This is a genomic window from Nonomuraea sp. MG754425 (genome assembly GCF_021699195.1).
Lineage (GTDB): Bacteria > Actinomycetota > Actinomycetes > Streptosporangiales > Streptosporangiaceae > Nonomuraea.
Map to the genome: position 1 here is coordinate 29,461 of NZ_SSXE01000036.1, position 13,381 is coordinate 42,841.

A 13,381-nucleotide genomic window follows, 5' to 3' on the forward strand; every position below is an offset into this window, starting at 1 on the left:
CCGGGCGGCCGGAAGACTCTTCCCGCCGCCCAAGTCAGACGTTGAAGCGGAACTCCACGACGTCACCGTCGCGCATGACGTAGTCCTTGCCCTCGATCCTGGCCTTGCCCGCCGAACGGGCGCCGGCGATCGAGCCGATCTCCACCAGGTCGCCGAAGGAGACGACCTCAGCCTTGATGAAGCCGCGCTGGAAGTCGGTGTGGATGACGCCCGCCGCCTCGGGCGCCGTGGCGCCCCTGCGGATCGTCCAGGCCCTGGTCTCCTTCGGCCCGGCCGTCAGGTACGTCTGCAGGCCCAGCGTCTCGAAGCCGACCCTGGCGAGCTGGCGCAGGCCCGACTCCTCCTGGCCCACCGACTGCAGCAGCTCCAGCGCCTCCTCCTCGTCGAGCTCGACCAGCTCGGACTCGATCTTGGCATCGAGGAAGACCGCCTCGGCCGGGGCGACCAGGGCCGAGAGCTGCTCCCTGAGCGCGGCGTCGGTCAGCTCGTCGGCGTCGAGGTTGAACACGTACAGGAACGGCTTGGCCGTCAGCAGGTGCAGCTCGCGCAGCTCGTCGCGGTCGAGACCGCTCTCGAAGACGGTCTTGCCGGTCTCCAGGACGGCCAGGGCGGCCTCCGCGGCCTCCAGGGCGGCCTTCTTGTCCTTGTTGTTGCGCGCCTCCTTCTGCAAGCGCGGGACGGCCTTCTCGACCGTCTGGAGGTCGGCCATGATCAGCTCGGTGTTGATGGTCTCGATGTCGCGCTTGGGGGAGATGTCGCCGTCCACGTGCGTGACGTCGGGATCGGCGAAGACGCGGATGACCTGGCAGATCGCGTCGGTGTCGCGGATGTTGGCGAGGAACTGGTTGCCCCTGCCCTGCCCCTCCGACGCCCCCTTGACCAGGCCCGCGATGTCGACGAACTCGACCTTGGCGGGCAGGATCCGGGCCGAGCCGAAGATCTCGGCCAGCACGGGCAGCCGGTCGTCGGGCACGCCGACGATGCCGACGTTGGGCTCGATGGTGGCGAACGGATAGTTCGCCGCGAGCGCGTTGCCGGTCTTGGTCAGCGCGTTGAAGAGCGTGGACTTACCGACGTTGGGCAGGCCGACGATGCCGATGGAGAGACTCACGGACAGCGAGTTTACTTGCTGAGTACGTCCAGACAGGTAACCGGACGATTGCCCTCGTCGGCGCGCAGGTAGCGGCGCGCGCCCGCCGGGCAGGCCGAGGGCGCGCGCTCGAACGACAGCACCTTCGCCCAGGCGTGCGGGGAGTCGCACGGCACCCGGCCGACGGCCGACCTGGCGATCACGTCGGTGGCGGGCTCGGCCACGCAGTCGCCGACGTCGAGGACCTGACCGCCCCGGCCCAGGCAGATGACCTGGGAACCGCCGTCGAGGGTGTCGAGGGTGCCCTCGGGACAGGCCGCGGCGTCGGGGGTGAGGGCGAGCGCCCTGCCGTGCCAGCCGGGCCGGGCGCAGGCCCGCTCCAGGCCGTCCAGCGTGACGCAGTCGCCCGGACGGAGCACCCCGCCGCCCGCGCCGGGATCGCCGGGGTGCGGCTCCAGGAAGTTGCGCACGCACGCCGTGCGGCCCGAGCCGACCCGCAGGACGTCGTCGGTGTCCGCGGGGCAGTCGCCCGGCCCCGGCGGGTCGGGGGCCATCGCCACCACCTCGGCCTCGCCGCCGTTGCACGCCGTCAGCGCCAGCTTGTCCGTGACGCACGCGCCGGGCGTCCAGCGCAGCACCGGACGCGGTTGCGCCCCCTCCCTCGCGCCCGCGATGACCGCGCCGGCCAGCGCCAGGAGCGCGACCACCAGGGCGGCGACCGCGGCGGCCAGCTTCGGTCGCGTATCCATCCCAGTACTGTGCGTGACGGGCGTCAGGGCGCACAAGCGGAACGACCAAGCGTGTCGGGAAGATTCGCGCCCCGTCTCCTGCGATCATCAATGGAGTGGATGTCGTGTCGCTTCTCATCGGTATCGCCATCGGGCTGCTCGTGGGCTTCCTGGTGGCCAGGACACGCGCCGCGGTCCGGGTGGCCGAGGCCGACGCGCGGGCCAGGTCGTCCGCCGAGAAGCTGGTCTACGTCGAGGAACAGCTCGCCGAGCGGTTCCAGGCCCTTTCCACGCGGGCGCTCGACGTCAACAACGTCCGGTTCCTGGAACTGGCCGAGACCCGGTTCTCGGCCAGCCGCGCGGAGGCCGCGGGCGATCTGGAGCAGCGCAGGCAGGCCGTCGAGCACCTGGTCGAGCCGCTGAAGGACGCGCTGGCCCGGGTCGAGGCGCAGCTACGCGACACCGAGTCGGGGCAGCGCGCGGCGCGCGCGGAGCTGACCAAGCAGATGGAGTTCGTCCGCCAGAGCAACGAGCAGCTCCGTTCCCAGACCACCGCCCTGGTGCGCGCCCTGCAGCGGCCCGAGGCCCGGGGCCGGTGGGGCGAACTGCAGTTGCGCAGGGTCGCCGAGATCTCCGGCATGCAGCACCACTGCGACTTCGAGGAGCAGGTCACCGAGGGCTCCATGCGGCCCGACATGGTCGTCAGGCTCGCCGGGGGCAAGAACGTCGTGGTCGACTCCAAGGTCTCCCTGGCCGCCTACCTGGAGGCCGCCGAGGCGGCGGACGAGTCGCTCGCCTCCGTACGCCTCGACGCGCACGCCAGGCACGTACGCGAGCACATCGACCGGCTGGCGGCCAAGGCGTACTGGCAGGGGTTCAACCCGTCGCCGGAGTTCGTGGTGCTGTTCATCCCCGGGGAGGCGTTCCTGGCCCCGGCCCTCGAACGCGATCCCGGCATGCTGGAGTACGCGATGACGCGGCGCGTGCACATCGCCACCCCGACGACGCTGATCACGATGTTGCGCACCGCCCACTACGCCTGGCAGCAGGCCGCGCTGAGCGAGAACGCGCGGGCGGTCTTCGAGCTGGGCAAGGAGCTGTACGAGCGGCTGTCCTCCCTGGGCAGGAACGTCGAGTCGCTCGGCCGGGCGCTGACGCGGGCCGTGGAGGCGTACAACAAGTCGGTGGGGTCGCTCGAAAGCCGCGTCCTGGTCACCGCTCGCAAACTGCACGATCTCGGGGTCGTCGAGGGCGATCTCGACTCCCCCGAGATGCTCGACGGGCTCCCCAGGCCCCTGGCCTCCCCCGAACTGCTCGAAACCCCATCTCTGATTTCCCACGCGAACGGTAAGTTGGCAGGCGGGTCGCAGTAAATGGGGGTGGGCGAGTGGGTGAGAAGGGCAGGCGTCCTGCCGTCAGACTGACCGCACGCGGCGCCATCGCGCTCGCCTTGGTCGCCACTCTGGCGGGCTACGTGCTGACGGCTCTGCTCGGCGTCGACCACATCGTGGGCGCGGCGTTCGTGCTGGCCAGCGCGCTCGGCGCGGTGCTGGTCAACCGGCGCGAGCTGCTGTCGCTGGTGGTCACGCCGCCGCTGGTGTTCTTCTGCGCCACGTTGTTCGTCGAGCTGGGGCGGGCGTTCGGCTCGGTGTCGATCGTGCAGTCGCTGGCGCTCGGGCTCTACACGTCGATGACGCGCGGGGCGCCGTGGCTGTTCGCGGGCTCGGCTCTGGTGCTGGGCGTCGCGTGGCGGCGCGGACTCCGCGACAACGTCCGCGAGCTGCGGGAAGAGCTGAAGGCGGGCGCGGAGGTGTCGCGCCCGCGCCAGCCGTTCGTGCCGGAGCCCGAAGGTTACTTCGAGCCCAAGGTGTACGGCACCCCGCGCGGCGAGGACTGACCGCCGCGGCTAGGAGGCGCGCAGGTCCTTGCGCAGCTCGTGGGGCAGGGCGAAGCGCATGTGCTCCTCCACCGGCTCGACCTCGGTCACCTCGCCGTAGCCGTGCCTGGCCAGCCGGGCCAGCACCTCCGCCACCAGTTCCTCCGGCACCGATGCGCCGCTGGTGACGCCGACCGTGGTGACGCCCTCGAACCACTCGTCGCGGATGAAGTCGGCGTTGTCGACCAGGTACGACTCCCGCGCGCCGTAGTCCTTGGCCACCTCGACCAGGCGCTTGGAGTTGGAGGAGTTCTCGGAGCCGACCACGATGACGAGCTCGGACTCGGCCGCGATCTCCTTGACCGCGACCTGGCGGTTCTGGGTGGCGTAGCAGATGTCGTCGCTGGGCGGGTCGATGAGTGTCGGGAAGCGCTGCTTGAGCCGGGCCACGGTCTCGGTGGTCTCGTCGACCGACAGCGTGGTCTGCGACAGCCACACCAGCTTGCTCGGGTCCTTGACCCGCACCTGGTCGACCGCGTCGAGCCCGTCGACGAGCTGGATGTGGTCGGGGGCCTCGCCCGAGGTGCCCTCGACCTCCTCGTGCCCCTCGTGCCCGATCAGCAGGATGTCGTAGTCGTTGGCCGCGAACCTCTTGGCCTCGTTGTGCACCTTCGTGACCAGCGGGCAGGTGGCGTCGATGGTGCGCAGCCCGCGCTGCCTGGCCTCCTCGTGCACGGCCGGCGAGACGCCGTGGGCCGAGAACACGACGATCTCCCCCTCCGGCACCTCCTCGGTCTCGTCGACGAAGATGGCGCCCCTGGCCTCGAGCGTCTTGACGACGTGGGTGTTGTGCACGATCTGCTTACGGACGTAGATCGGGGCGCCGTACTGTTCCAGAGCCTTCTCGACCGCTACCACGGCTCGATCGACTCCGGCACAGTAGCCCCGCGGCTTGGCGACGAGGACTCGGCGGGAAGAGGGGGTCTGGGGCTCCATACTTTCTATGCTACGTGGAGCGGCCATCTGGCCCGCCCGTGCGTGGTTGTCCACGGTTTGCCAGACTAGCCGTCCAATACTGACCTCCCAGGGAGACGTACATGTCCCTCAGCGACGTGATACGCAACATCACCAGAACCGTTACCAACAAGGACGAACTCAAAGAGAAGGCCAAGGACCTGCCGCTTCTCGTCGTCCAGACCACGCTCAGCGCCGCGGGGCAGGCTCTGCTGCTCGTGGACCGGATGAAGAACTCCATCAAGGGGCTCGGCAACAAGGAGCGGGAGGAGGAGCAGGAGTCCCGTCCCTCCGCCGCCGAGCAGGTGGCCGCCGCCCCGGCCGAATCCGCGGCCGATTCCGCGACGGAGACCAAGGCGGAGGACCGTCCGGCGCGCAAGGAGCCGGTCATCTTCGCGCCGCGTTCCGCCCCCGCCGAGCCCAACGGCGTGGCCAAGACCAAGCCGGACCCGGTCATCTTCGCTCCGGCGGGCAAGACGGAGGCGGCGGCCAAGCCGGGCTCCGAGACCGCCGCGCCGGAGGCCCCGGTTGCCGAGACGTCCGCTCCCAAGGCCGCCGACGCCCCCAAGGTCGCCGAGCCCGAGGCGGCGGAGTCCACGGTCGTGGAGTCCCCGGTCACGGAGCCCAAGGCCGTCGCGGAAGCCGTCGCGGAAGCCGTCGCGGACGCCGTCGCAGAGCCGGAGGCAGCACCCAAGGCCGCGGCAGAACCCGCCGTGGAGCCCGCTGTGAAGCCCGAGGTGAAGCCCGCCGCCAAGCCGAAGACCGCGAGGGCCAAGGCCAAGCCCAAGGCGGAGCCGAAGGCCGCCGAGCCCGCTCCCGCGCCGGAGCCCGCCCCGGCCCCCGCCGAGCCCGCCGCCACGGCGGAGCCCGCCACGGCGCCCGAGCCGGCGACGGCCCCCGAGCCGGTCGCGGCCCCCGCCGCCGTCGACCTGACCGAGCCGCTGCCGGGCTGGTCCGAGCTCACCGTCGCGTCGCTGCGCGCCAGGATGCGCGGCAAGACGGCCGGGCAGATCGGCGACTTCCTCGCCTACGAGCGGGCGACGACGGCACGTCCCGAGGTCATCAGGATGTTCGAGAACCGTCTCGCGAAGCTCCAGGCCGGGGAATAAGTCACACCGAACCCGTAGTCTTCCGCCATGACCTCGAAGACCACGCCCGAGTCTCCCCTGCCGATCCGCACGGTCCTGCAGATGGTGGGCGGCTGGATCGGCAGGCTCGGCACGGTCTGGGTCGAAGGAGAGATCACCGACCTGAGCGCGCGTGGCGGCACGGTGTTCCTGACCCTGCGTGACCCGGTGGCCAACGTGTCCGCCAGGGTCACCGCCCCGCGTGGCGTCTACGAGGCGACGGTGCCCCGGCCGGCCAACGGCGCCAGGGTGGTGCTGCACGTCAAGCCCGACTTCTGGGTCAACAGGGGCTCGTTCGCGTTCACCGCGCTGGAGATGCGCCCGGTCGGCGTCGGCGAGATGATGATCAGGCTCGAGCGGCTCAGGCAGTTGCTGGCCGCCGAGGGGCTGTTCAACGCCGACAGGAAACGGCGGCTGCCGTTCCTGCCGGGCACGATCGGGCTCGTCTGCGGGCGTGAGTCGGCGGCCGAGCGCGACGTCCTGGAGAACTCCCGCAGGCGCTGGCCGGCCGTGCGGTTCAAGGTCGAGGAAGTGGCCGTCCAGGGGCCGTACGCGGTGGCCGAGGTGACGGAGGCGCTGCGCAAGCTCGACGCCGACGCCTCGGTCGACGTGATCGTGGTCGCCCGGGGCGGCGGCTCGCTGGAGGACCTCCTGCCCTTCTCCGACGAGACCCTCGTGCGCGCGGTGGCCGCCTGCCGCACGCCCGTGGTGAGCGCGATCGGGCACGAGCAGGACAACCCGCTGCTCGACCTGGTGGCCGACGTGCGGGCGTCCACCCCGACCGACGCCGCCAAGAAGGTCGTGCCCGACGTCGGCGAGCAGCTCACGCTGGTGCGCCAGCTCCGCGACCGTGGCCGCAGGGTGGTGAGCGGCTGGCTCGACCGTGAGATGTCCTGGCTGACGTCCGCCCGCTCGCGTCCCTCGCTGGCCGACCCCGTACGCGAGCTCGAACGCCGCGCCGAGCAGGCCGAGGCGCTGCGCGACCGGGCCAGGCGCTCGTTGTCGGGCTCCCTCGACCGCGCCACCGACGATCTCACCCACCTGCGGGCCCGCCTGGTCTCGTTGTCCCCGGCGGCCACGCTGGAGCGCGGTTACGCGATCGTGCAGCACCCGTCGGGCGAGGTCGTGCGGCTGGCCAAGGACGTCGTGCCCGGCACGCTGCTGACCATCCGCCTGACCGACGACCGCCTGACCGTCCGCGCGCAGGAGCCGGGCGAGGACACCGGCGCCTGATCGTCCGGCGGCGGCTCGTTCAGGCTCGTGTCACAGCCTCGACCAGCGTGGTCAGGCCGGCCTTGATCTGTTCGACGCTCATGCCGCGCTCCTCCCGCTGCGCGGCGATCAGGTGGGCGTTGACCGGCGCGAGCAGGGCGTCCGCCAGGTAGGCGGCGTCCGTCGCCGGGCACGCCCGTGCGAGCAGGGTGGCCAGGTGGATGTGGTGCACCTGGTACGGCCCGGTGCGGCCGCTGCCCGTCTTCCCCTTCTCCAGCAGCAGGAACAGGTCCTGGTCGGCCAGGATGCGATCGACCAGCGCGTGCAGGAACGCCTCGATCCGTTCACCGGCGGGCGCGCCGGGGCCGAGCGGCGGCGGCCCCGAGAAGAAGGCCGACTGGAAACGCCGTTCGCGCTCGTCGAGCAGCGCGAGCAGCAGCCCGGTGCGGTCGCCGAAGCGCCGGTAGACCGTGCCCACGCCGACGCCGGCCGCGCGGGCGACCTCGTCCAGCGAGAGGTTCTCGGCGCCGCGTTCGGCGATCGTCCTGGCCGCCACCTCGATGATCTTCTGCCGGTTGCGTGCGGCATCGGCCCGCTCCTGCGGGGGTTGCCCGACGACGGGCAGCGATCGGCGTTCGCGCACGGGCGCAGCATACCGGTTGTAAACGGAGAGTTCTCCGATTACCCTTCCAACCGGAGAATTCTCCGATTATCGAAGGAGCCGAGGATGCCCAACGATTTCAACCAGCAGATCATCGACGAGTTCCGCGCCAACGAGGGCCGGGTCGGCGGCATGTTCGAGGGCTCCCCGCTGGTGTTGCTCACCACCACGGGAGCGAAGAGCGGCCGGTCCGTCACCACTCCGGTGATGTACCTGGCGGACGGCGAGCGCTACGTCGTCATCGCCTCCAACGCCGGCGCGGACCACCACCCCGCCTGGTACCACAACCTGCGCGCCACGCCCGAGGCCACGGCGGAGATCGGGACGGAGACATTCGGGGTGAAGGCGGAGTTCGTGGCGGAGGAGGAGCGCGATCGGCTCTACGCCCGGATGGTGGCCGTGGCGCCGGGCTTCGCCGAGTACGAGGCCAAGACCACCCGCCGCATCCCGGTCGTCGCCCTCCACCGCAGCGCCGGCTGACCTGCCCGGCAGGAGGTCAGAACGGGGTGTCGTCGTGGCCGGAGGCGGGCTCGGAACGGCGGGCCATGGCGGCGGCGAGCTTGACCCGCGCGCCCTGGAGCCACTCCTCGCAGACGGCCGCCAGCTTCTCCCCCCGCTCCCACAGCTCGATCGACTGCTCCAGCGTGAGCCCCCCGGTCTCCAGCCGCCGCACCACCTCGGTCAGCTCTTCGCGAGCCTGCTCGTAGGTGGGCGTCTTGCCGTCGGAGCCTGAGGTTGCCGCCTTCTCGTCTGCCACGGCCACCACCCTAGACGGGCGAGCCGACAACCTCAGCCTTTGGCTCGCTGCTGGAGCCGGCCCGCCAGCTCTCCCAGCTCGCTCCAGTCGGCGGTGCCGGTGACGACGAGCGTGACGTCGGGGAGCACGCGCACCAGCGACCGCTGGTTCTTGTCCTTACGGAAGCGCTGCTCCCACGCCACCCCGCCGACCTGCTGGGTGCCCACGCTCTTGTCGCTGTTGGCCATGCGGTTGGCGAAGTCGGCCGCGGGCCGCTCGTCGCTCTGGACGAACATCGCGTGCTGCCGCTTGGCGGTGGCGTAGCCGAGGTAGAGGACCTGGGCGCCGTTCTCGCCCTCGGCGATCCGGTTGCTGTTGGCCACCCAGTCGGCGGGGTCCTGCTGGGGGGCCCAGACGCCGAACGGCACCGTGTGGCCGAAGTTGGCGACGGTGATGGAGTAGTCGAGCCGCGGGATGTGCTCCTCCCGCCCCTGCGGGGCCACCAGCAGGAACAACCCGGCCCCCGCGAGGCAGACGAACAGGGCTACCGCGTAGCCGTACAGACCTTCCGTGAACCGTCGCACAGTTGGCGAGGTTACCCGCTGTGGGGCGCGGTCGCCGAAGCGGCCGGACGGATCTGGCCGATGATGGCCAGCACCTCCCCGGCCAGGCCGCGGTCGCCGGAGCACACCACCTCGGACACGGCCGCCGCCAGCGCTCCCGTGACCACGAGGACGAGGGCGGGCTCGTCCTCGAACAGCGCGGCGTTGCGCCGGGCCCACAGGCGCATCCGGTCGCGCATCACGACCTCGAAGCCGGGCGGCCCGTCCCCGCGCAGGAACAGCGCGGCCAGCTCACGCTCCTCCACGCAACCGTCGAGGTAGGCGCGCGCCGCGCCGACGAACACGCGCATGGGGTCGCTCTCGCCGGCGGCGCGGGCCGTGCGGACCGCGCGCTTGGTCCGCTGCGTCTGCCGGGTCTGGAACTCCTCCCAGAGCGTGAGGTACAGGTCGGCCTTGCCGGCGAAGTGGTGGTAGAGGCTGCCCACACTGGCGTCGGCCCTGGCCACCACGTCCGTCACGCCGGCTTCCGCGAATCCCTTCGAGACGAACACCTCACGGGCGGCGGCGAGCAGCGAGCTGCGCGTGGCGGCGCCACGCTCGGACGTACGCGGCTGGGCGACCGCGTTCTCCACATCGGGGCTCATAAGGGATCTCCTCCACGGCGGGGGCGCCACGCTCCATGGTGGAGGCAAGATCCTCGACGCGCACAGCGTATGGCGCAAAATCCGTTTTCGGTAAGCAGATTATCCCCCTCTGACCGGGAAGAGACCGGCAACTACGATCGAGGTATATGTCCAGAGGAGGGCCATTCATCATGTCCGACCAGACTTCCGTGCCTCCGGCGCTCGCCACGAGCGAACGCGCCCCGGATCGAAACCTGGCGCTGGAGCTCGTCCGCGTCACCGAGGCGGCCGCGATGGCGGCGGCCCGGTGGGTCGGCAGGGGTGACAAGAACGGCGCCGACGGCGCGGCCGTGAACGCGATGCGCCAGCTCATCAGCACGGTGTCGATGGACGGCGTGGTCGTGATCGGGGAGGGCGAGAAGGATCACGCCCCGATGTTGTTCAACGGCGAGCAGGTGGGCGACGGCAGCGGCCCCGAGTGCGACGTGGCGGTGGACCCCATCGACGGCACCCGGCTGACGGCGCTGGGCATGCCAGACGCGGTCTCGGTGATCGCGGTCAGCGAGCGCGGCTCCATGTACGACCCGTCGGCCGTCTTCTACATGGAGAAGCTGGTCACCGGTCCCGAGGCGGCCGACGTGGTGGACATCGAGGCTCCCGTGGCCGCCAACATCGGCGCCGTGGCCAGGGCCAAGCACTGCTCGCCGTCGGACGTGACCGTGGTCGTGCTGGACCGCCCCCGGCACGACCGGCTGGTCAAGGAGATCAGGGAGACGGGCGCGCGGATCAAGTTCATCACCGACGGCGACGTGGCCGGCGCGATCATGGCGGCCCGCGAGGGCACCGGCATCGACCTGATGCTGGGCATCGGCGGCACCCCCGAGGGCATCGTGGCCGCGTGCGCGCTCAAGTGCCTGGGCGGGGTGATCCAGGGCCGGCTGTGGCCGCGCGACGACGCCGAGCGCGCCAAGGCGGTGGCCGCCGGGCACGATCTCGGCCAGGTGCTCACCACGAACGACCTGGTCAGGTCCGACGACGTGTTCTTCGCGGCGACCGGGATCACGCACGGCGAGCTGATGCGGGGCGTACGTTTCCGCGCCGGATCGGCGGTGACCCAGTCGCTGGTGATGCGCGGCCGGTCGGGCACGATCCGCAAGATCGAGAGCGAGCACCAACTGTGGAAGCTGCGTGCGTACAGCGCCATCAACTTCGACACCGCGGGGTGAGACGGCGCCGGGCCGGAAGCCGGGGGTAGGACGAGCCGCAGGGGGTGGGACGGCCGGAGGTCAGCGGCGGCGCTTGCGGCGGGGCGGCTCCTTGACCTTGACCTCGCCCGCGAAGTTGGTGGTGCGCACCTCCACCACGGGCGCCCCCGGTTCGGTGGGCTGCTTGGTCAGGCGGACCGTCTTGTCCTTGGCCACCCTGATCACCTCCAGCCCTTCCGGCACGTGGATCTCCAGCCCGCCGAAGACCAGGGTGGCGTTGATGACGATCCGCCGGTTCTGCAGGATGGCGTCGCGGAAGTCGAGCTTCGTGGTGCCGAACATGGCCGTCACCTCGAGTTCGGCGGGCACCACCCAGCGGCCGCCGCGCTGCTCCTGCTTGAAGATGGCCGAGACGGGCCGGCCGTCGAGGTTGAGCGGTTGCTCGTCGGCCGGCAGGAGGTCGGCGGTGAGGGCGGCCAGTTCGCCGAGCGTGCGTGCGGAGTAGAGCACGCCGAGCCGTTCCTCCAGCTCGTCCAGGGAGATGCGGCCGTCGGCGTGCGCGTCCTGGAGCACCTGGGCGATACGCTCGCGGTCGGCGTCGGACGCGCGCAGCTCGTGAGGCTGCGGCACCTCGCTCGACGCCGGGGGACGGCGAGCGGACACCCACTCCTCGGCCAGCCGCTCACCGACTTCCTGCAGCTTGGGCAACCACGATCCCGCGCGTTCGTTCACACTTCTGACGATATCTGGCTCTCGCCCCGTTCGCTCGTGCCGAATGACCCGATGTCATCGGATAGCGGCCCGTGGCGCGGCCATCTCTCGGGACTGCCCCCTCGTTCGCTTCGGCGTGGCGGTCGCCTGCCCGCCCGCCAGCTATGCAAGACGTGTGGTCTCGTTTATATTCGAGGTGAGTTGTCTCGAATATTCGCTCGTATTTGAAGGAGAGCCGCATGAGGACGATCCTGATCACCGGCGCCACCGCCGGCCTCGGGCAGGAGCTGGCCCGCAGGCTCGCCGACGCGGGTGACCTCGTGATCGTGCACGGCCGCGACCCCGGACGGGTGCGCAAGGCCCGCGAGCGGGCCGGCGGACGCACCGAGGGCGTCGTGGCCGACCTGTCCGAGCTGCGCCAGGTGGAGCGCATGGCGGAGGAGGTGCTGGACCGCTTCGACCGGCTCGACGTGCTGGTCAACAACGCCGGCATCGGCGCGGGCCGGCCGCTGTCCGGGCGCGAGGAGAGCGCCGACGGGATCGAGCTCCGCCTCGCGGTCAACTACCTGGCCGGGTACCACCTGACGCGGCGGCTCACCCCGCTGCTGGTCGCCTCGGCGCCGGCGCGCGTGGTCAACGTGGCCTCCGCCGGCCAGCAGGCCATCGACTTCGGCGACCCCGTCCTGGCCAGGGGGTACAGCCGCATGCGCGGGTACGCGCAGAGCAAGCTGGCGCAGATCATGTTCACCTTCGACCTGGCGGAGGAGCTGTCGGGCCAGGGGGTGACGGTCAACGCGCTGCACCCGGCGACGTTCATGAACACCTCGATGGTGCGCGAGGCGCTGGTGCCGCCCATCAGCAGCGTCGGCCAGGGCGCCACGGCCACCATGCGGCTGATCGACGAGCTGGACGGCGTCACCGGGCGCTACTTCGACCAGCAGAGCGAGAGCCGGGCCGCCGCGCAGGCGTACGACCTGGAGGCCAGGAAGCGGCTGCGGCACCTCAGCGACGAGCTCGTCCGCCGGGCGCTCGACTGACCGGTATGCCGGAGATGTCGGCGGAACCCCGGTCCGCGCACGACCGTTGTCCCGGGCAGGAAGCCGGACAAAGGGGAGGTGCGTACGTGCATCGACCGGCGCGGTGGGGGCTCGGCGCGGCGGGCGCGGGCAGCGTGATCATCCTGGGCCTCGACCTGACGAGCTTCGACGAGACCAACCCGTTCCGGCGGACCATCAGCGAGCACGGCCTCGGCCCCGACGGCTGGATCTTCGCGCTGGGAGTGGCCCTGCTGGCGGCGGGCTCGCTGGCCATCTGCGTGTCGCTGGCGCGCAGGAGGCTGGCCGGGGTCGCCGGCACCCTCGCCCTCGTGGGCTGGAGCGCCGGGCTGCTCGTCACCGCCTGGTTCGAGAAGCACGACTGGTCGGTCGGGCCCAGCCTGAGCGGCGACATCCACCGGGCCGGCAGCCTCGTGGCCTTCCTCAGCCTGCCGCTCGCGGCGCTGATCATCGCGCGGCCGTGGCGGCACGCGGAGCGTTCGAAGGCCACGCTGGCGGCGTTCGGGCTCGGGATCTGCTCGGTGCTGTGGGTGCTGGGCATCGGCGCGGCGGTGCTGGTCGGGGCCGGGAACGGGCTGCCGTGGTACCGCGTCGTGCCGCTGGGGCTGGTGGAGCGGGGGCTGGCCGCCACCGAGGTGGCCGCGCTGCTGGCGCTCGGCGTGTGGGCCGCCGCGAGACGGCTCGGCCCGGCGGAGCCGGCGCCCGCCGTCGCCCTGGCCGGGCCCGGGGCCGACGCGCGCCGATCCGGAACGTCCCGGTAGCCGGGCGGCACGTGAATCC

At 71.5% G+C, this 13,381-nt stretch carries 16 protein-coding genes; 8 read left to right on the forward strand and 8 right to left on the reverse strand.

What is annotated here, in order from left to right; genetic code table 11:
• Positions 1 to 34: 34 nt before the first annotated feature.
• Positions 35 to 1,111 (reverse strand): redox-regulated ATPase YchF, encoded by a 1,077-nt coding sequence (gene ychF / locus FAF44_RS15400; RefSeq protein ID WP_237103833.1) that lies wholly within the window; start codon positions 1,109 to 1,111, stop codon positions 35 to 37.
• Between the two features lie 11 nt (positions 1,112 to 1,122).
• Positions 1,123 to 1,839: a hypothetical protein gene (locus FAF44_RS15405; RefSeq protein ID WP_237103834.1), complete on the reverse strand. Its 717-nt coding sequence runs from the start codon at positions 1,837 to 1,839 to the stop codon at positions 1,123 to 1,125.
• Positions 1,840 to 1,934: 95 nt separating this feature from the next.
• Here FAF44_RS15405 and rmuC point away from each other — a divergent pair, with 95 nt between their 5' ends.
• Together rmuC and FAF44_RS15415 are read left to right on the forward strand one after the other, a co-directional pair.
• A complete protein-coding gene (rmuC, locus tag FAF44_RS15410) occupies positions 1,935 to 3,191 on the forward strand; it encodes a DNA recombination protein RmuC (RefSeq protein ID WP_237103835.1) in 1,257 nt (418 codons plus the stop codon).
• 14 nt (positions 3,192 to 3,205) lie between these two features.
• Positions 3,206 to 3,715 carry a DUF6542 domain-containing protein gene (locus FAF44_RS15415; RefSeq protein ID WP_237103836.1) on the forward strand — a complete coding sequence of 170 codons (510 nt, stop codon included), beginning with the start codon at positions 3,206 to 3,208 and terminating at the stop codon, positions 3,713 to 3,715.
• A 9-nt stretch (positions 3,716 to 3,724) separates the two neighbouring features.
• Here FAF44_RS15415 and FAF44_RS15420 read toward each other — a convergent pair whose 3' ends face one another.
• The gene (locus FAF44_RS15420) at positions 3,725 to 4,690 is read right to left on the reverse strand and encodes a 4-hydroxy-3-methylbut-2-enyl diphosphate reductase (RefSeq protein WP_237103837.1); all 966 of its coding nucleotides are present in this window, start codon (positions 4,688 to 4,690) and stop codon (positions 3,725 to 3,727) included.
• 101 nt (positions 4,691 to 4,791) lie between these two features.
• Between FAF44_RS15420 and FAF44_RS15425 the strand changes: the two genes are divergently transcribed.
• Positions 4,792 to 5,817, forward strand: coding sequence for a hypothetical protein (locus FAF44_RS15425; protein WP_237103838.1), 1,026 nt, complete (start codon positions 4,792 to 4,794; stop codon positions 5,815 to 5,817).
• A gap of 27 nt (positions 5,818 to 5,844) precedes the next feature.
• The gene (gene xseA, locus FAF44_RS15430; protein WP_237103839.1) at positions 5,845 to 7,068 is read left to right on the forward strand and encodes an exodeoxyribonuclease VII large subunit; all 1,224 of its coding nucleotides are present in this window, start codon (positions 5,845 to 5,847) and stop codon (positions 7,066 to 7,068) included.
• A 19-nt stretch (positions 7,069 to 7,087) separates the two neighbouring features.
• On the opposite strand, the gene FAF44_RS15435 is transcribed toward xseA, so the two are convergent.
• Positions 7,088 to 7,690, reverse strand: a complete 603-nt coding sequence (locus FAF44_RS15435) for a TetR/AcrR family transcriptional regulator (protein ID WP_237103840.1) — start codon at positions 7,688 to 7,690, stop codon at positions 7,088 to 7,090.
• A gap of 84 nt (positions 7,691 to 7,774) precedes the next feature.
• On the opposite strand from FAF44_RS15435, the gene FAF44_RS15440 reads away from it, so the two are divergent.
• Entirely contained in the window at positions 7,775 to 8,188 is a 414-nt protein-coding gene (locus FAF44_RS15440) for a nitroreductase family deazaflavin-dependent oxidoreductase (RefSeq protein WP_237103841.1), read from the forward strand.
• Positions 8,189 to 8,204: 16 nt separating this feature from the next.
• Here FAF44_RS15440 and FAF44_RS15445 read toward each other — a convergent pair whose 3' ends face one another.
• The 3 genes from FAF44_RS15445 to FAF44_RS15455 are packed head-to-tail and all read right to left on the reverse strand — an operon-like array spanning position 8,205 to position 9,651.
• The gene (locus tag FAF44_RS15445; protein ID WP_237103842.1) at positions 8,205 to 8,465 is read right to left on the reverse strand and encodes an exodeoxyribonuclease VII small subunit; all 261 of its coding nucleotides are present in this window, start codon (positions 8,463 to 8,465) and stop codon (positions 8,205 to 8,207) included.
• Between the two features lie 32 nt (positions 8,466 to 8,497).
• A complete protein-coding gene (locus FAF44_RS15450) occupies positions 8,498 to 9,028 on the reverse strand; it encodes a DUF4245 domain-containing protein (RefSeq protein WP_237103843.1) in 531 nt (176 codons plus the stop codon).
• Positions 9,029 to 9,039: 11 nt separating this feature from the next.
• A complete protein-coding gene (locus FAF44_RS15455; RefSeq protein ID WP_237103844.1) occupies positions 9,040 to 9,651 on the reverse strand; it encodes a TetR/AcrR family transcriptional regulator in 612 nt (203 codons plus the stop codon).
• Positions 9,652 to 9,821: 170 nt separating this feature from the next.
• On the opposite strand from FAF44_RS15455, the gene glpX reads away from it, so the two are divergent.
• Positions 9,822 to 10,856 carry a class II fructose-bisphosphatase gene (glpX, locus tag FAF44_RS15460; protein WP_237103845.1) on the forward strand — a complete coding sequence of 345 codons (1,035 nt, stop codon included), beginning with the start codon at positions 9,822 to 9,824 and terminating at the stop codon, positions 10,854 to 10,856.
• A 60-nt stretch (positions 10,857 to 10,916) separates the two neighbouring features.
• On the opposite strand, the gene FAF44_RS15465 is transcribed toward glpX, so the two are convergent.
• Positions 10,917 to 11,567 (reverse strand): DUF1707 domain-containing protein, encoded by a 651-nt coding sequence (locus FAF44_RS15465; RefSeq protein WP_237103846.1) that lies wholly within the window; start codon positions 11,565 to 11,567, stop codon positions 10,917 to 10,919.
• Between the two features lie 218 nt (positions 11,568 to 11,785).
• On the opposite strand from FAF44_RS15465, the gene FAF44_RS15470 reads away from it, so the two are divergent.
• Positions 11,786 to 12,583, forward strand: coding sequence for an SDR family NAD(P)-dependent oxidoreductase (locus FAF44_RS15470; protein ID WP_237103847.1), 798 nt, complete (start codon positions 11,786 to 11,788; stop codon positions 12,581 to 12,583).
• Between the two features lie 86 nt (positions 12,584 to 12,669).
• Positions 12,670 to 13,362, forward strand: a complete 693-nt coding sequence (locus FAF44_RS15475) for a DUF998 domain-containing protein (RefSeq protein ID WP_237103848.1) — start codon at positions 12,670 to 12,672, stop codon at positions 13,360 to 13,362.
• Positions 13,363 to 13,381 lie beyond the last annotated feature (19 nt).